Annotated in this window: 14 protein-coding genes; all 14 read right to left on the bottom strand. The window is 49.1% G+C overall.

All coding sequences use genetic code 11. The features are described from left to right. Nucleotides 1-75 precede the first annotated feature (75 nt). Nucleotides 76-960: a metallophosphoesterase gene (locus JHJ32_RS02750; protein ID WP_079715094.1), complete on the bottom strand. Its 885-nt coding sequence runs from the start codon at nt 958-960 to the stop codon at nt 76-78. 527 nt (nt 961-1,487) lie between these two features. Further along, entirely contained in the window at nt 1,488-2,384 is an 897-nt protein-coding gene (locus JHJ32_RS02745) for a DUF6528 family protein (protein ID WP_200119696.1), read from the bottom strand. 19 nt (nt 2,385-2,403) lie between these two features. After that, the gene (locus tag JHJ32_RS02740; protein ID WP_200119694.1) at nt 2,404-3,960 is read right to left on the bottom strand and encodes a RagB/SusD family nutrient uptake outer membrane protein; all 1,557 of its coding nucleotides are present in this window, start codon (nt 3,958-3,960) and stop codon (nt 2,404-2,406) included. 17 nt (nt 3,961-3,977) lie between these two features. Beyond that, the gene (locus JHJ32_RS02735) at nt 3,978-7,325 is read right to left on the bottom strand and encodes a SusC/RagA family TonB-linked outer membrane protein (RefSeq protein ID WP_200119693.1); all 3,348 of its coding nucleotides are present in this window, start codon (nt 7,323-7,325) and stop codon (nt 3,978-3,980) included. A 173-nt stretch (nt 7,326-7,498) separates the two neighbouring features. Then, the gene (locus JHJ32_RS02730; protein ID WP_200119692.1) at nt 7,499-8,482 is read right to left on the bottom strand and encodes a FecR family protein; all 984 of its coding nucleotides are present in this window, start codon (nt 8,480-8,482) and stop codon (nt 7,499-7,501) included. A 73-nt stretch (nt 8,483-8,555) separates the two neighbouring features. Further along, entirely contained in the window at nt 8,556-9,146 is a 591-nt protein-coding gene (locus tag JHJ32_RS02725; protein ID WP_200119691.1) for an RNA polymerase sigma factor, read from the bottom strand. A gap of 67 nt (nt 9,147-9,213) precedes the next feature. After that, nucleotides 9,214-9,429 (bottom strand): hypothetical protein, encoded by a 216-nt coding sequence (locus JHJ32_RS02720; RefSeq protein WP_200119690.1) that lies wholly within the window; start codon nt 9,427-9,429, stop codon nt 9,214-9,216. Further along, on the bottom strand, nt 9,422-9,793 hold the full coding sequence (locus JHJ32_RS02715) for a hypothetical protein (protein WP_200119689.1): 372 nt from the start codon (nt 9,791-9,793) through the stop codon (nt 9,422-9,424). The genes JHJ32_RS02720 and JHJ32_RS02715 overlap by 8 nt, the downstream gene beginning before the upstream one ends. Nucleotides 9,794-10,007: 214 nt before the next feature. Further along, on the bottom strand, nt 10,008-13,013 hold the full coding sequence (locus JHJ32_RS02710; RefSeq protein ID WP_200119688.1) for a TonB-dependent receptor: 3,006 nt from the start codon (nt 13,011-13,013) through the stop codon (nt 10,008-10,010). Nucleotides 13,014-13,162: 149 nt separating this feature from the next. Beyond that, nucleotides 13,163-14,161: a FecR family protein gene (locus tag JHJ32_RS02705; protein WP_200119687.1), complete on the bottom strand. Its 999-nt coding sequence runs from the start codon at nt 14,159-14,161 to the stop codon at nt 13,163-13,165. Between the two features lie 98 nt (nt 14,162-14,259). Then, entirely contained in the window at nt 14,260-14,841 is a 582-nt protein-coding gene (locus JHJ32_RS02700; protein WP_200119686.1) for an RNA polymerase sigma factor, read from the bottom strand. 82 nt (nt 14,842-14,923) lie between these two features. Further along, nucleotides 14,924-16,489 (bottom strand): metallophosphoesterase, encoded by a 1,566-nt coding sequence (locus JHJ32_RS02695; protein ID WP_200119684.1) that lies wholly within the window; start codon nt 16,487-16,489, stop codon nt 14,924-14,926. Beyond that, on the bottom strand, nt 16,486-17,481 hold the full coding sequence (locus tag JHJ32_RS02690) for a phosphodiester glycosidase family protein (protein WP_200119682.1): 996 nt from the start codon (nt 17,479-17,481) through the stop codon (nt 16,486-16,488). Before JHJ32_RS02690 ends, JHJ32_RS02695 begins: the two co-directional genes overlap by 4 nt. Further along, the gene (locus JHJ32_RS02685; protein WP_200119681.1) at nt 17,481-18,806 is read right to left on the bottom strand and encodes a RagB/SusD family nutrient uptake outer membrane protein; all 1,326 of its coding nucleotides are present in this window, start codon (nt 18,804-18,806) and stop codon (nt 17,481-17,483) included. The genes JHJ32_RS02690 and JHJ32_RS02685 overlap by 1 nt, the downstream gene beginning before the upstream one ends. Nucleotides 18,807-18,812 lie beyond the last annotated feature (6 nt).

Here is an 18,812-nt window from a genome sequence, read left to right as displayed (position 1 = left end):
AAAAACCCATCCATGCCAGCTCATGGATGGGTTAATTATCACCGTCAATTCAGGTCGGCGTCAGTTTAACGGATGTTAAAATCCGATATATTTCCACTTAAAGCCCTCCTCCTTAACATCGAAAAGAAGAAACCCCCGGGGGCCGAAATTGGTTCCCCGCCATGTCGGGCGTCCGGCGACCGAGCCGCCCGTAATGAAATGTGTCCTGTTTTCCACATTTAGATCTTCAAGCCAATGCAGGTGCCCTTGAAGGACCAGCCTGAGGTTATGCTTCTTAAATACCGCCAGCAATGCATCCCGATCGACGATGGCGGGTCCGGCATCGTTGTTTTGGTCCGGTCTGGGATACACCTGGTTGAACGCCGTTATCAACGGAATGTGCAGGGTTACAACAATAGGAGTCTCTGGAGATACGCCAGCCAGATCACGTTGTAGCCAACGTAGCTGGTCTTCCCCAATTTGCCCGAAGTACTTTTGCCCAGCCACGTCCAATGCATTCAATACGATAAAATGCCAGCCCTTATGATCAAATGCGTAATACGTATCGCCAAAATAACGCTTGAACATCCCGTATTTATAGTCCGCATGGGTAGAATCCTCCATACTTTCCGGATAGATGGCAAACAATTCGTGGTTGCCTACCGTGTTGTGCACCGGTACCTTTATCCGGCTGCTCAGGGTTTTGTACAACGTAAATAGCGAATCACCCTTGGCCTTATTGCCACGCATGACGTCAAACACTTGATCACCGCCTGAAATCACAAAATCGACATCGAGCTTATTGACGGTATCGACGAGCCGGTTAAAAGCAGCCACCACCGCCGAATCCGGCCGGATATGCACATCCGTCATGAACACAAAGGAAAAGTCCGTTTTCCCCACCGCGTCAGCTTGGCCGAAGCCGGATGTTAAGGTTCCAACGAAAACCAGCAAGAAGCTGATAAAATGTCTAACATTCATATGCCAAATTTAATTAAAACCAGGATTTTGAGGCATCATATTCGTCAGGTTGGCATCGATGTGGTTGCCTTCTTTTAATTGAGTGAATAACTGTTCATTGCTCCAGTTGGCGACGACTTCCATGGTGGTGGGCAAAATTAATCCAAAGACGGCGTACCGATGGCAGAAGACGTGTTATGAATTGGTTAAGTTTATATATAAAATCTCCGGAATCCCAGTTTTTCGATACTTGGCTAATTGGAGAGACATCGACAGAAAATTAACGCGTCACCGCAAAAAAAGCGGTCAACGCCGTTGTGACTACGGCTATCCAGATAATGGCGCGTTGCTTGGCCTTGCGCGACGATTGTCTATCAATTCCCTATCAATGAAGTTTTCCACATCGCAAAGTTAGCGGAGCAACGCAACCAAATCAGGTACGGCATGTTATGATTTTGTTGAAAAAGTTTATTAACGAGGCCGCCCAAGCAATGATAGGCGGCCTTCGGGTACATCGTATTGAATGGGTACGCCCTGCCCTTCGGGATCTAGGGCGCCACCCTTACCTTGTATAACCTAATGGATGGGATGGGAAGCGTAAACGCTGGGGTTTGCCCATAGATATTAAATGTCCACCAACTTTGTTCGGCAATGGTATACACGAGTTTGCCGGTCTCCTGGTTATAATTCGCTGATTTCACGTTCACGCGGTTTGCCAACGGGGTAAAAGGTTCGAAAAAGCCTTCGTCGGTGTCATGAAAGAGCCATACATGATGATGTGTAGAGACGATAAAATGCGACTCATCCACTTTGCTTAAGTCGTGGCCGCCATCGTCTGGCAACTTATACGATTTCACCAGTTTCAACGCTGGTTTTTCAGACGACCAGTTTACCAACTCGTAGGCCCTCAGCTCGTCAAAGCCGAGCGCCAGCAATTGCTTTCTTGATTCGTTCCAAACGACCCCATGCCCCGAATACAAGCTGTCTTTATAGATGACCCGTTCGCTGGTCCCAATGTCATAGAACTCCAGACTATTGCCCAGCTCATGGGTTGAATTGGCAACCGCTATGCGATTGCCAGGCAGTAGATCTGCTGAGTGGGCCATAGGCGTCTTTGCATAGAAAAGTACCCTCTTGGACGCAATATCAAGCAGCACAGTGGCCCCACTCGATGAAGTAATGAGCAGCTTGGTGTTACCATCAACCGGTTTGCATTCATCCAACGTGGCCAACAACGGTTGGTATGCGGCTGGCAATTGATTTTTCGACTCGCTCGCCCGCCAGGTCCATTTGCATTCCACCACATTCTTCTCAGCCGCTTTACCGTCAAGTATGAACACTTGATCATCTCCACATGCAATCAGGTCGCCGGCTTGCAATACGCCATCGCCCGCTATGCAGGAAATATGGATGAACAGGCCAACGAACAGGGTTATGAAAAACATCTTATTCATCATTCAAAATCTACCAATTTGGATTATTAGGTGCCAAAGCGGGATTTTCCTGTATTTCGTATGCAGGCACCGGCCAAAGGTAATCCCGGTCCTTATTGAACCTCCTGATCAGCTTTTGCGTATAATTATGCGTATGGATGGGCGCATTCATCACCACTTCTGCGGTTCGCCACCTGATGATATCCATGTAATAATATCCCTCGCCTGCAAACTCGATTCGCCTTTCCAGACGGATTAGTTCCCGCATCCGGGCCTGGTCGTTCATTGCCACATAGTTGGCCACATCGGATGGATCGTAATGCTGTATTGGCGGCATCCGGACATTACCCCTGCCCCGTACGGCATTGATGGCTTCGTATACGCTTTCGTCAATCTGGCCCAATTCGGTTTTGGCTTCGGCGTACATCAGCAATACGTCGGCGTAGCGCAATACGATATAATTGATATCCGATTGATTGCCATTTTTGATCACATTGTTATAGGCATTATCCTCGTCGTAGATGCTGTATTTTTTATAGGTATAGCCGGTCTGAGCGAAAGTGCTATGAGTTACTGTCGTTCCCCGATACTGCGAGCCGGGCCATACCAACGTCATCCGGAAACGCGGGTCCCTGTTTTCCCAATACCGCTCTGCATTGTATCTTGAAGAAGTTGCGATGTCCGCACCGTCGTCCATCAGGTAAGCGTCTACGAGATCCCGCAGGGGCGCGCTGGTATCGAATTGACGGCGAATCAAGTCAAACGAATGGCAATAATTCGGAAAAAGGTACTGCACATCAAAGATGACCTCGCTGTTGTTCTCGTTTTCGGGCATAAACAGTCCACGATAATCAGGGAATATGCTATATTTTCTTAAATCCATGACCTGCTGGGCAGCTGCCGCAGCTTCGGCATAATAGCCGTGGTAAAGGTATTGCCTAGCCTTAAGCGCATAGCAAGCGCCCTTGGTCGCTCTTCCTGTCTCTGTAGCATCCACACCCAGCACCTCTGCGGCTTCGTTCAGATCGTTGATAATCTGCGCAACGATCTGATCTTTAGGCGTCCTGGGCAAGGTATTATGCTCCTTGACAGGAGGATCCAGAATAAGGGGTGCATCGCCGTAATAATTGATCAGCAAGCTATAGTAAAGGGCCCGAAGGAATTTCGCCTCGGCGATTCCCTGGTTTTTCTTCCCTTCATCCATCGGGATATCCCGAACCTTCGCCAGATACGTATTGCATCGGCCGATACCTTCGTAGGCATGCGCCCACCGGTTATTAATAATTCCGCTATTTGAAGCGTCATGGATACCCTCCGCTATGCGAAAAAAGCCAGATGCACTGTTGTAGTCTGTAGCATTGGGCGTAGCGGCATCTTCCCAAAGCGGGGTAGCCCAGCTCCCGCCGCCGTATATACCTTCTTTGCGTAGCGTCTGGTAACAGGCTGTCAACCCTGCATCCGCATGCGTTTCGGATTGCCAAAACGTATCTTCGGTATACCTATTTTCAGGATTGGTATCCAGTAAATCTTCACAACCTACCGCAATTATCGTACATGCTGCAATCGCAAACAAAATAGAATTCTTCATTTTTATTGTCTTCTTCTTTAAAACGTGATATTAACGCCCGCAGAATACGTCTTCACCTGAGGGTATGCAAAAATGTTGTCTTGGGTTAGATTTTTTTCCGGATCTGTAATCTTCATATCCGTAAACGTAAGCAGGTTCTGACCATTGACAAAGATCCTCACCGCTTTCATGGACATTTTTTGAGCCAAGTGCGTGGGAATCGTGTAACTCACCTGCAGGTTTTTCAGCCTCAGGTAAGCTGCATTTTGCAACCAAAAAGTCGAGTTCTCAAAATTCAACGTATTGCCTGTGCTTGTGGTCAGAATAGGTAAGCGTGCATCGGGATTCTCGGGCGTCCACGAATCGGTCAGCCACTCTTTCGTTACCCCGGCACCGTTGTAATAGGGGTAAGCCAGGTTAGACTGCGGGTAGGTAAACACCTTACCTACACCTTGGAAAAATGCAAGCACTTGGAAGCCTTTATAGCCTGCGCCGAGATTAAACGAATACGTATATTCCGGCACCACGCCGTGAACGATTTTCCTATCGTCGGCGTTAATCACATTATCGCCATTCTGGTCTTTGTATTTCAAAAATCCTACCCGGGTCGCTGCATTCTGGAAAGCATGGTTGGCGATCTCTTCTTCGGACTGGAAGATCCCTTCGGCTTCATAGATGTAATAAGATTGTATGGGGTGCCCTTCCGTAGTGATGTAACGTCCCGAAATGATCTGCTGCCCGTTGAGGTTAGTCACCCTGTTTTTATTGTATGCAAAGCTTCCCCCTATTTCATAAGACACCGCACCTTTGGTATCTCGGTAATTTAAAATTACCTCAATGCCCCTATTGTTCACGGAGCCTACGTTGGTTGTAGGACCGGCCATATTGCCGACTTGCGAGGCATAGTTAATGGGACGTAGGATACCGTCTGCGTCTTTGTTGTACCACTCTACGGTAGTATTTAGCCTACCTTTGAATAACGAGATATCAACGCCGATATTGGACATGGTGGTAGTTTCCCAGCTTAATTCTGGATCGGCCATCGCTGTGGCTGCGGCTCCTATAGATTCGGTGTTTCCGAAAGAATAGTTTTGATTCAAACCCACGGAATTGACATAGCTCCAAAGGGCGATTTCCTGGTTGCCGATTTTACCCCAGGAAAAGCGTGGTTTCAAGCCATCTATCCACTCAATATCCTGCATGAAGGATTCTTTGTCCATCCGCCATCCCACGGAAAACGAAGGAAACAGCCCCCAACGATGTGCTTTGGCAAAACGGGAGGAACCGTCGGAGCGGAAGTTAACCTCCAGTAGGTACTTTTCATCGAAATTATAGTTTAGCCGTCCGAAATACGACAACAGCGCAGATCGAGTACTATTGCCCGCAACTGACGGGTTAGTCAGGAAAACATCCATATCCGTGAGTTGATTATCCATCGATCCGTCTTTCTGCGCGTTGAAATATTCCCAGGAGAAGGTCTCAACACTGTTCCCCAATAACACGTTGACGTTGTGCTTTCCGGCAATGCTGGTATGCCAATCTAAGGTATGAAAGCCGGTCAGGTTGAGTTCCTTTTCATACCGGCGATACCCCCGTGTCGTGTTGGAAGCGACGAACGGAACGAGTGTTTTCGGGTTGACGTTCTCCAAATAGGGCTGAAAAACATGTTGGATATAATCGTAGGTATTCGCCGCCAAATTGACACGATAGGTGATGTTCTGTGGTAATTTCAAATCGGCGAAAACATTTCCCAAAATGCGTGTCCTTACATAATCGCGGCTTCCCTCCCTCAGCCTCGCCAGCGGATTTGCCCAGTTATTCAGGCCGGTGGAACGCAGCCACGTATTGCCATATCGCCCATCTTCAATCAAAACCGGATAAATGGGAACCGTACGGAACATCGCCTGATCCCAATAGCTGCCCATGGTGATTTGAGGTTCATCATACTTGCGATAAATCCCCGATAGTTTGGCACCGATGGAAAGAAAATCCGTCACGTCTACTTTGCCATTCAAACCAAGCGAATATTTGCTGGCTTTTGATTTATCATATTTCAAAATACCATCCTGGTTGAGCGCGCCTAATGTCAGTGCCAAATTGTGCTTATCACCGCCCCCCGATACCGTGATGTTATGCTCATGCATGAATCCGTTTTTCAAAGCGATTTCGTACGGGTTGGTGCGCGGATACATGTAACCATGGGGATCGGTAGCCATCCCTTGCTCATATTCTGCAATCTCCGCATCCGTATATTCCGGGGCCTTGCCTTCATTAGCGAGCGCAATATTTTTATAGCGCATGAATTTGATGGGATCAAATTCGACATCCGGCAGTTGGATGGCTTCCTCTATCCCGAAATAGTTGTTGTAATCCACCTTGTATCCTGCGCCTCTTTTACCCGCTTTGGTCGTGATGAGGATAACGCCGTTCGCGGCCCGCGAGCCGTAAACGGCCGTTGACGCGGCATCTTTCAGGACGGATATGCTTTCTATTTCATTTGGGTTGATGTCTATCATTGGATAAGAAATGCCATCCACCAACACCAGGGGATCGTTATTATTGAGTGTTCCCACCCCACGGATTCGTATCGTGGCTTGATCATTTCCCGGCTGGCCGGTATTCTGATTCACATATAGTCCATTCATCCCTTGTAAGGCCTGTGATGTGGTGGTAATCGGGCGGTTGGCCAGCTTATCCATGTCGGCCACTGTAATGGCTCCTGTCAAGGTAGCCTTTTTCTGTGTACCATAGCCTACCACGACCACCTCACTTAACGCTCCTTCCGCATCCCGCATGACAAACCCGATTTCGACCTGTTGCCCCGCTTGGAGGGTCACCTCCTTACGTTGCGTACCGTAAGCGATGTAAGTCACCTCCACCGAATAGGCACCTGGCTGTACCGAGATCGAAAAATTTCCTTCGCCGTCTGTCAAAGTGGTACGGTTCAGCTCGGTAATCTTTACGGTCGCCCCGGCCAATGGCTCGCCCTGACCATCGGTGACCCGGCCAGCTATCCTGCCCGGCTGCTGTTGCTTGTAAAGGGTCACCGTACCCCTGACCTCCTCTTTGTAAGCAATGCCGGTACCTGCCAGTAGTTGGGCCAACACATTTTCTAACGGCTCATGTTGGTAGTCCGCGGGGCTCACCCAAACGGTCTCCATACCAAGCCCTTTTGTGTCATAAGCAAAATCGACCTTGGCAATATGCCCCAATAATTGTATGGCCTCGTCCAATGTTTGCCGCTCCATCGACACGCTCACCGGTTTGCTGAGCGTCTGACTCTTGCTGTTTCCTGCCAGTAACAACTGTGAAAACGATAAAAGAACACTATAAATTAAAATAGATATACGCATGATTCGTTGCCAATGCAGTATATGATTATTCATACTCAATATTGCTTGATAAAATTGAAATTATCCTGTTCCAATTTTATACCTTTGAAAAAAAGTTACTTGATTAACTCCTGTTGATGAAGTAGCTGTACAGTAATGGATGAGGGTCCAAGCTAATCTCATTATTGTACGACTTCCGGATTTGTCCTTGGGCAAATCCGATTTTTTTAATAAATAATTACTTCATTATTTTCCCTCCTATATTGATTTTGGTGAATTGAACAAATAATCCGCAGGGCCTCGTCCAACTGGTGCTCCGTGCGGATGGTTAAGTTATAGCGATGGTCATGAATCTGACTATTGCCGGCCTTCAGGTCTATTCCGTAAATATTATACACAGCCAGCGCGACCTCTTCAAAAGTAGCATTCCTCAGCCGGACCACTCCCTCACGCCAAGCGGAAGCCGATCCGGTTGTCAAAGCGCTTACCTCATGATCACCCGTGCGTGTGTTATAGGCCAATTGTTGGGTGGCAGTAAGTTCATTGACCAACAACTGCTGGTTGGTGTCGGTAATCCGAACTTTGCCATGTTGTACGTCTACAGTGATTTGATTTAGTCGCTGGTAATTGCTGATGTTGAAGGCCGTACCCAACACCTTGGTCACAATATCGCGGCTGTATACCACGAAAGGTTTATCCAGATTAGGCGCCACTTCGAAAAATGCCTCTCCTTCATCCAGGTAAAGTTCGCGGCTTGTTTTGCCGAATGATTCGGGAACCCGCAGCCTACTGGAAGCGTTTACCCATACGGTGGAACTATCAGGCAATATAAGCTTCTTTACCTGCCTCACGGCGGTAGCTACCTCATAGTATGCGGCATCGGTGGCCGCGGCAGCTTGGCGGTGGTCAATTGCACCGTCGTTGTCCTGTACTCGGTATACCAACCAGCCTATAACGACCAACACCAATATGGCTGCAGCGTAGGACAAATAATTCGGAAGACCGAGTGGGCGCGGTGGATTCCAATAGCCTGACAGCCGTTGGCGCATCTGCGATGCTATCCGTGATTCGTCGCCATTACTGCCGAATACTTCGGGGTCTTCCAGCTCTCGGTACGAATCGTACCAAGCGTCAATCACTTCTTTTTCGGCATCGCTTGCCATACCATTCAGGTACCGATGCAACAATTGTTTAAATTTATCGCTATCCAAGATTATGCGTCTTTAATAGGGAGTAACCTCAGACCGCCGAACCTACTTTGATTTAATGTTAATTGTTTATGAATTAATGGTGAATTAGACTCAGGAATAGGGAAAGGCCAATCAAAAATTCGCCTTGATGTTGATGGGACAATTTTTGTTTCAACCGTTTTATAGCCTCAGAGAGGTTATTGGATACGGTCTGCTCGGCCAGCCCCAGTTTTTCAGCTATTTCCCGGATACTCAAATTGTCACAGCGGAGCAAAAAAGACTGCTTCATGTTTTCGGGCATACCGTGCAATGCCTCATCAAGGGCCGCTTCCAGCACGTCACGTGAGACGCGGTCATGCTCTTCCGGAACAAACAGCTCCATTCGTGACAAGGCTTGGTCAATTGCCCGTTGCTTCACGCGCTCCGACCGGAAATGATTGAGTACGCGCAGTTTGACAGCTCCCAAAAGAAATTGGTCCAACGAAGTCCTGATGAGCAGTTCTTCTCGCTTTTGCCACAGACTGATGAAGATATCCTGCACGATATCTTTAGCTGCATCTTCGTCTGCAACCCGGCTGTACGCCTTTTTGTAGAGCATTTTCCAGTACCGGTCATACAACTGGCTGTAAGCCTCGGGGGTACCCAGTCTTAATGCATCGATTAATGCCTCGTCTGTTGTCAGCATAGCAGTGTCGCGACAAAAATATCAAAGTAGTATTAAGACAACGTTATGTTTTTAACTGGCTGATTTATTACATTATTGCAAAGATAAGAGTCAGTACCACCGCAGCTATGGCAATTCCTATGATGATACGCTGTTTGGTCCTGCGCGACGACAGCAGGTGTTGCGTCTGGATATGATATCGAAGGCCAATAAACAGTTGATGAGCCAATTGAAGTTCCTCCTTGCCATCGGACCAAGTATGTTTCGCCGTTCTGGATTGGTCGGTTAATCTGCGCTTAGTCATTTGTATGTAAATGCTTATCACCCAAAAGAATGCCAAGCAAACCCGGTAGTTTCTTTACGTATAATGTCATTTCGTCCGCGAAATGCATAACACTCCAATTTAAGCGATCTTGATGCTGCCTACCCAACCCATTGGCAACAATATACTCCTCCACTGTTGACGTAATGTCGGGCAATCGCCGACGTCTATTCCAAACTTCTGCAAATAACTCCTTTACCTGCGCAAATGCTTCATCCTTACTGCCGTTCTCCTTCAGCAGCTGAACATATAGTGATTTCCAATGCCGGTTGCAAAACAGATAAAACGCTTGTTCATCCGAACGTCGGATACGGGCTATCAATTCGCTATCAATGAAGTTTTCCACATTACAAAGTTAGCGCAGCAACATAATCCTATGTGGTATAAGGTGTTACCATTTTGTTAATAAGTCAGGTTTTAAAAAGCGGTTGCCGCACTCGTGCTGATTTATTATCGTCATTCATTTAAATGTTTTTTATATAACAGTGATGGCCGGCAAAACTCCGTATATGTTTTGCCGACCATCACTATTGATGAATCGTTATCTTGTCATCCTATACTCAAAACGGGCTATACCGTATCCCCACATTACCCCATACGGAATAAATCCGATCGTTATCCGGCCGGCCGTCGCCGTAGTAATTGCGTACCGGTGCGTTGGTGAGGTTGCTGACACCAATGAAGATTCTGGTTTTCGGGTTGATCCGCTGGGAAGCAGAGAAATCCAGTTGCATCCGGCCCGCTTCAATTAAGTCGTTATCGGGCGTATCCGCCAACTCCATGGTAAACGTCTCATAGAAATAAGCCGATATCCGGCCTGAAAAACCGTATTTCTCGTACGATAGTGCCAGGTTACCTACTTTTGGACGCATGTCCGGCAAACGAACCGTCCGGTCCATTTCAATACCCGGCACATCAAAACTGGACTGGATCTGGGTATAGTTGGCGTAGATACCAAAACCGTTTAAAAAGCCCGGCAAAAAGGTAAACTGCTGCTGCCACGCCAACTCAAAACCATAGACATCAGCCGCCGCGCCGTTTGTTGCCTGATCGATGCGCCAGCCGTCATATTCTCCGCCCACCTGCTGGAATGACCGACTATAAATATAATCGTTTATTCGTTTGTAGAAAACCCCACCGGAGAGTAGTCCGATCTTGCTGAGGTAATGTTCAAACAGAACGTCCAAATTGGTGGCCGTTGCTTGCTGAAGATCAGGGTTACCCTTATTTACCCGGTGATTGCGATTGAGCACCTCCTCCCATGGCACCAAATCGTAATAACTTGGGCGTGAAAGGGAACGTGTGGCCGCAGCACGGAGGTTCGTTTGCGGGGTCAGCGCATACTTCAGGTTAATGCTTGGGAAAAATCCATCAAACATTTTACTGGTATTGACCGGGTTGGTACGCACGTATACGCCGTCTTCATCCAGAACCACTTCATTGCCCTTATAGTCAAATCCGGTCTGCTCATACCGTACACCGGCAGTGACTTCCAGTTTATCCACATTGAAGCGCGTCATGGCATAAGCTGCGGCCAGGTATTCCGTTCCGGTATAGGAATCCGGATCGGTATTCTGGCGGGTATAGGTCACGTCGTCTATGAACAACTCCGGGTTATCCCAAAAGTACCGTTCCATGCGTTCCACATCGGGGAACATACCGATACGGTATTTATTTTGGTAGTAATCGTTCCGCTCGATGCCTGTATTGAAGTCGGCCAACGAGAAATTCCCGTCTCTCAGCACATGCCGGAAATAATTCCTGCTCCGCTCGTTGTACTTATATCGGAAGCGTCCACCGAATTTGATGATTCCGCGATCGCGCTCATTGAAACGGAACGACCGGGTGGCGTTGACGGTGGCCTGTCCATCGTGATCCAACGCCGAATCATGCCGGTTAACATACTGGTTGGTAGTATATTGGTCGGGGTTATAGACATCATCCCCCTGCAGGGAAATCAATGGCGTCCGTAATTCCGAAAGGTCTACCGTACCGCTTAATCCCCGCCGCGTAAAATTGGCACTGTAATAAATCGGCTGGTCATAAACGCCACGGCTGTACGTGAGATCACCAAAAAGTTCCCAATTGCCCGCGGCCTTTTTACCGCCCAAAGAAAACATCAGCAGGTCGCGGTTATAATCACGATCGTTACCGGCATGTTCCACAGTAACCCCACTTACCTCGCTGGTATTTTGGTATTGGCCTATCACGAAGTTCCTGTTATTCCGTGCTTGTATCTCGTAGTATTTATTGTAATTGCCGCGCAGGTAAAAACTGGTTTCCGTATGGGGGTAGAAGTTCAGTTCGGCCTGTATGCCCACGTTATCGCGTTTAAGCTGGGTATCTTCCAGTGAAATGACGCGGAGCCAATTTTGTTGTTCAACATCTGCGACGGTATAATTGCCGTAACTTTTTTGGATACGGTCTTCCCCACGCAACGAACGCATGTAGCTTCCTCCCAGTTGATACCCCCATTTGGTTTTCCTTTCCGAATAATTGAGGCCTACTTCGTAAAGGTTTTTGCCAACCAGCAGGTTATTGCCCAGTGACGCCTTACCATCCAGCGACCGGGAATTTTCAGGTGGTGTTTTGGTGATGATGTTGACCGTTCCGGCCGTACCGTCTGCATCTTGATCAGGTGTCAACGTCTTTATCACCTCAATGGCTTCCACGGTGTTGGAAAGGATGCCATTGAGATCCGTAGTACGGCTGCCCGCGGAGGTCGAAGGCAAGCGGTTTCCATTCAGGGTTATTGAACCCTGATCCTGTCCAAGACCACGGATGATGACGTTTCTGGCCAAGCCGTAGCTATAACCGACAGCTACTCCGGGTACACGCTGCAACGCCTCACCGACGGTATTGTCCGGAAACCGCTCTATCTGCTCCTGCGAAAGCACATACTTGATGTTCTCTGCGTTTTTCATGGTGTTCAACGACTTGACTTCTCCTCTGCGGATACCCGACACCGTGATGCCTTCGAGCTCGGTGAGCTGCGGCGTCATCGCGATATCCGCCTGTATTGCACGACCAGCCTCCACGTTTACAGAAACTTGCTGATCGACATACCCCAGGTAGCGCACTACCAATTCCGCACGTCCAGCCGGCACACCATTCAATCGGTAAAGACCGCGGTTGTCCGTTACGGTAACGGATGACGAACCCTGCAACTGGACCGTCGCATTAGGCAACGGTTCGCCAGTTGCCACATCAGTAATCCGACCGATGATGCGGCCGGGTTGTTGCTTGTGGCGCAGCACGATGGTGTGCCTCCCATTTTCTGTATAGGTGATCCCCGTGCCGGCGAGCAGTTGATCGAGGACACCGGCAATCGATTCGTTCCTGTAGTCTACCGCTGCCACCTCGATGTTTTCCAATCTTAACTGTGCCTCGTCAAATGCGAACTCCACCTTGCTTTGGTGTTGAAGCTGTTGGATTGCTGCATATAATGTGGTTCTTTTAAAGGAGATATCCACCGACTTTCCGAGGGGTTGCCCTTTTGATGGTGAAGCCAGCAGCAGTTGTGAAAACGCGATGGTCACACAGTAAATCAAAATTGTCGTACGCATAATAAGCCGTATGAACAATGTGTTTTTATTCATATTTTTGCATTCTTAGTAGTTCAATAATTGCTAAGCAGCTATGCTCCAGGGTCTCAAACTATCGCATAGCTGATACTCACTTAAACAGGCGTCACTTTGATGCCTGTTTCTTTTCGTTAAAAGTATATCGTTATTTCATCGTCTGTCCTCCTGTATGATGTGTTGTGGATACTGCAAATCACCTCCATTGTTTCTTCCAACGAACGATCAGCATGTAAATTCAAATTATAACGGTGGCGTACCGTACGGGGGTCATTGCTCTTCAATCGTACGCCGTACAGGTTGTACATCGCCAGAGCCAGTTCGTCAAACGCAGCTTTTTCAAGGTGTGACACCCCGTGTATCCAGTCATTGGCAGCGGCTGTACCCAAACGATCCAAAACGGTCTGCCCGTCCGATTTTCGATAAGTAATCAACTGATTTTGTGTCAACTCGCCCAGTACCCGCGCCGTATCACTCACCCGCACTTTCCCGCGGTTCACCGCCACGGTGACATCATCCAATGCATCATATGCCTTGACATTAAACGCCGTACCCAATACCTCTACCCGTAAACCGACGGGTGTTTGCACTTCGAAAGGTCGCAGCGTATCCCGTGCCACTTCAAAATAGGCCTCGCCTTCATCAAGAATCACTTCACGGGTACGACCATGTTGTTCCGGAATCCGGACGGTCGAATTGGCGTTTATGTGGATGACGCTGCCATCGGGCAAGGTCAGTTTCTTAATCTGTCGGACGCCGGTCTTCACTTCCCGGAAAATGGACTGTGCTGCTACTATTTGCGCCGCTGTTTCGTCATCGTGCCGCTGCACCGTCCACCAAACCATTCCACTAAGTATAACCACGAGGACGGCGGCTGCAGCTACCATCCGCCACCAAGACACCCGCTGCGATTCGGCTACCGTACCGGGGGAGATAGGTCCGACTACTTGCTGTATCCGCGTATGGAGTTCCTCACCTAACTGCTGTGCGTCCTGTTCGCTTTCCAGTCCACGCACGCCTGCTTCCGATTCGCCAAATGAGTCGTACCAGCGCTGCAAGCGTTCCAGGCCCTCGGCAGATAAGCTGCCATTAAGGTACCCGTCCATCAATTGCCTGAATTTATTTTTATCCATAGCCTGTCCGTACAATATGGCACACCATGCGCCACTATAAAACAGGTAGCACTACGTGATGATTTGTCCCTACGGAACCGATTAAGAAATCTTGATGTTTAGGTTAGTAAAACGTAAAGCGAAAGGCAGATGGCTGAGAAATCCTCGGGAAAATCTTTGGATACCGCATTACGCAGCCGATGCAATCCCTTGGCGATGTTGTTTCTGACGGTCTTTTCCGCCAAGTTGAGCGATTGGGCAATTTCGACGACGGTATAATCCCGTATACGGAGTTTGAAAATCTCCCGCATCGTATCAGGCATTAGTTCGAGTTCGGTATTCAGCGTCTTTGCTAAGTCTTGCTCGGTGAGCATATCCCGCATGTGGGCTTCCACTTCCACCATCCGCTCATACAGGTAGGCAAATGCCCGGTCATTGATGTCCAGCTTTCTGAAATGGGCAACGAGCTGGTATTGCAACGCTGATCGGAGATACGCTTCCACGGAAGTGGTGATCCGGATGGCTTCCCGCTGTTGCCAGCAATAGACAAACACCTCCTGCACCATGTCCTTGGCGAGCTCCGTATCACGCAACCGCCGGTAGGCGATCGTGTAGAGTTTTCTCCAATAGCTGTTGAAGATAGTGGTGTAATTTTCTTCCGTAAACCGGAAAAGCTTTGCCTCCTGGGCCGGTGAGTCCATGATGAAACCTTGGCGTTCAGGGAGCAAAGCTATGAATACAACGATTAGGTTAAACTAACGTAGTATTAAGTTGTTGTTAATTTCAATCATTTGGAAACTTGGCATGCACAACGTGGTTATACCTTCTCGTTTCGACGGTTTGCACACGTCCCTCCTCACTCCTGACAGGGAAAATATACTGAGGTGTCATCGTTATCGTATACCCTTCTTCATGCGGTCTCACGTCTACCAACAAATGCCCATAGTGCTTTCCTCCCTCAACTAACCGGTTGCCGTCCCAATACTCTTTAGCATGCTTATGGGCACTCCACTGGCTATATTCATTTCTGCGCCTTGGGTCTACATCGTCATTCGGTGCGCCGAGCCCATCCCCTGCAATGCCGACATCCCAGAAGTGTACGCCATCCACAACGGAATGCTCAAGTGCCTCATTATGTCCACAGATCACAGCAACAACGCCATATTGCTTAAATATCGGCGTGTATTTGCGCATAGGAACACCGGCTTGCCCGGAGCTGCCCTCAGCGGTCAATGGCAGGATATGGCCCCCGCTTGAATAGGGCACATGGTGAAATTGCACAAAAATCACCTGACCCGCTTCATGTGCATCCTTGAGCTGACTTACCGCCCATTCCCATTGGGCTGACCCCGGATTAATGTCGGGTAGGTCATCTGACGGATAAGTACTTACGTTGATGTTGACGTTTGTGTCGTCATCCGTACTGTCGGGAAGCCCGTTTGACGAATCGAGGGTAATAATCGTCACCGGCCCGTAGTCTACCCGGTAATAACAATCCTGATAACTGGCACTGCCGTTGGGCGGCAGCGAAAAATACGCTTTATACTTCGCCCGAGCTAAACGGATCGCTTCAGGGGCGTATCCGCCATTGCGGGCACCATAGTTTTCCCAATTGCCGATGGCTGGCAGAAGCGGTACCTGCCCGAGTATATCATCAAATTTCCCCGCTGTATGGAAAAAGAACTCATCCCATGCCCGCTGGTATCCGCCGCCCTGCACAAGGTCGCCAGCCAAAAGCACGAAGTCAGGCTGGCTTTTCCTTACCTGTTTGAGATTTTCGATAAACCCTTCCGTCTCGGTCAGGAGGTAGTGTTTCACGGTATCGGGCCTGCCGGTACTTTGTTCATGCTGCGGGCCTGCAGGCCAGCTACGGTATATTTTCCGACCATCCGGGTCAGTTTCACTATCAGCCATCGCGATGAACCGTATCGGTGTTCGTTTGCCTGTTTCCGGGGCTGTCCTAATAGTATTATGCGCCGTATCCTGCCCTTGTACCACACGGTAACGATACGTCGTCTCCCCCACCAACCCTCGTAGGTAGACGGCATGTTTCCAATTGGTTCCGGCGAACATATCGGGATAATTCTCCCGTTCGGATTCCTCCAAGGCCGAGTAGCCCAGCTCGTGGGCATACAGCGGACTGGAGGTATAGACCAGTGTATCCGCGCCACCGTCTTCCCATACGGCTAGGCAACCCGGCGCAGCCGTTTCGGTAAACCAAGTCAGCCGGTAGTTTGCATCAGCGTCTGCAGGCAACAAGTAGGGCAGCACACGGAATTGGCACCGCGCTGAACAGGGGGCCACCAGTAGAATGACGCCCCAGATGAATAGGTTCGACATGCGTTTCATATACCATCCTTCTTGACCACCAAAATCGCATTCCGAATCTTCCGCTGTCCGAAATGGTCATAGCGTTTGTTATCCGTGGGATAGTTCACCACGCCGTTGGGAGGCGTAGCTCCCCGAACCCATAACGTGGTGGATCCACCACCATCGATATTCAATGCGTCCGTCACCTCGAAGTAGCGCGTGATGAATTGGGTAAGCTCTTTGGCAGACATGCCTGCCGTTTCTTCCCTACGGCCATCAACTGTAATGAGCAAAAGCTGTCCTTTTGTTGTAATGGCCAACGCTGTACGGGGGTGCCGTACGCCTTGATGCCGGTCGGGGTCCTCGTAATCAAGGCTATCCAGTGGCATTTCCCGCGCTTTTGCAAACGCTGCACCAACGGGTTTTTCGCGGTGAATCAATACCGGAGCACCGGAGAGCACATTGGCATAAGGCATCTTTTCGTATGAATCAGCGTCGCCATACACGATTCCCCATTTATCCGTGGCATTGTCATAGAAAAACGCACCCTCATGCTTCCAGTACAGGCGATGGTCTTCCGGTACAGTCACCCGCGACTTTACCACGCCGGCCGTCTTGAAGAACGAAGAGGAGACGCTGTCTCCTGCTTCGTTTCGCGCAATTTCATAATAGGTACCGTTGATTCCAGCCACGGCACCATCGACTTCATCCGCCACGGCCGACAGCGAATCCGATGGGCGGATGTCTTCAAACGCCAGCGCATAGCGCTTTAAATCCACCGATAGCACGTTTACGTTTTGGTTTGACGAATAAGGGGCATAATACCCCTCATAATTCATCCGCACCAGTCCGTCATCCAGCAGGGTTGTTGCCCAGCCTACCGTGTCTTTCAATACCGCTGTTGCGGCACCGGACGCCCCGCGTTCCTGCTGTTGCATCGAACAGGCGTAAGCAAAGAAGATGAATACCAAAAGCACCGCTTGAATCCTATTTTTTTTCCGTGTATGATGCATCACAATTTGCCTTTTCATTAATAACCTTCGTTTTGCTTAAGCACCCCTTCGGAAAGCCGGACTTGCTGGCCCGGAAGAGGCAGTACATACTGGTTTCTGTTTTGCACATTCGGCAGATCGATGGCCTTGTCCGTGCGTACCAAATCGTAGAAGAGGAAACCTTCGCTGAAAAGCTCCCGTCTTCTTTCTTCCAACACTTCATCAATAAACTGCTCGTCGCCGGCAAAGTCGCCCCCGGTTAATGGCGAGAGCCCCCTTTTTTGGCGCACGGCATTCAAGTAGGGCAGCCCCTGTGTTCTTCCGAACCCTTCGGCGCAAATCAGGTAAAGTTCGGATAGCCGGCTTATGATGATGGGTTGCACATCCCAATACTTGCTCACGATGACATTGGACGATCCATCGCTATTGGTAATCCGCAGGATGTTCACGTCTTTGCGCACATCGCCCGCCGGATACAGCGTATTCAATGCGTAGTCCGATGGCTGTACGAAATACGAACCGGCCCATGCCGTGCCATATGGCCAGAAAAGACTTGACATTCGGATATTACTTTCGGTCTTTAGGTTACTGAAAGCAAAGAGAACTTCCGTGGAGCCATCGGTTTCACGGAATATCCCGCCATAATCGGCATCAAGCTGAAGACCGGTCGATTCAATGACCGAAGCGGCAAGCTCAGCAGCTTCAGCCGTTTGCCCCAAGGCAAGTAATACGCGGCTTTTCAGTGCCTTTGCCGCTTCTTGGGAAACCTTTTTATTACCGGTCTGCGCATAAGGCAACGCATTTTCAATGGCATAGTCAATATCGACGATGATTTGATTCCATACCTCCGCATCACTATTGCGTGGGATATTTTCCGTCGTATTGACCAAGACCAGCGGCACACCTCCGAAAGTGGTAACCAGTTGGTAATAAAGCCATGCCCGAAGATAGCTTGTTTCGGCTTTAATGCTGTTCAGATTGCCCCCCAGTCTATCACATGCCTCGATAAGGATATTCGCATTATAAATGTTGCGGTAAGCGTGGCTCCAGATATTGGCCGAATAGCTCAGGCGATCATCGACGTTGTTACCCGTGATTAACGCGCCGTAAGCGCTTGAATTCCCGGAAAGTGCTGTCCAGGTGTAATTGCCGCCCCTTGTGTCGTGAAGCACATAGTTATCGCGGTCTGGGGTAGCGCGCCGATATAGTCCGTTCAAAAAGAACGGGATGTTTGCTTCGCTGATCTGGTCGGGAGACACGCCACTTTCAGGCAGTTGATCCAATTGCTGGGCACATCCCAAGCAGGCCATTATCGCCACCATGCACAGCATGAATTTCGCGCTTATATTAGAAAAACTTTTCATCGGTGT

The organism is Parapedobacter sp. ISTM3 (genome assembly GCF_016533505.1).
Taxonomy (GTDB): Bacteria; Bacteroidota; Bacteroidia; order Sphingobacteriales; family Sphingobacteriaceae; genus Parapedobacter; species Parapedobacter luteus.
Note: the sequence above shows the minus strand (reverse complement) of the source record. Positions and strands in the feature narration are given on the sequence as shown.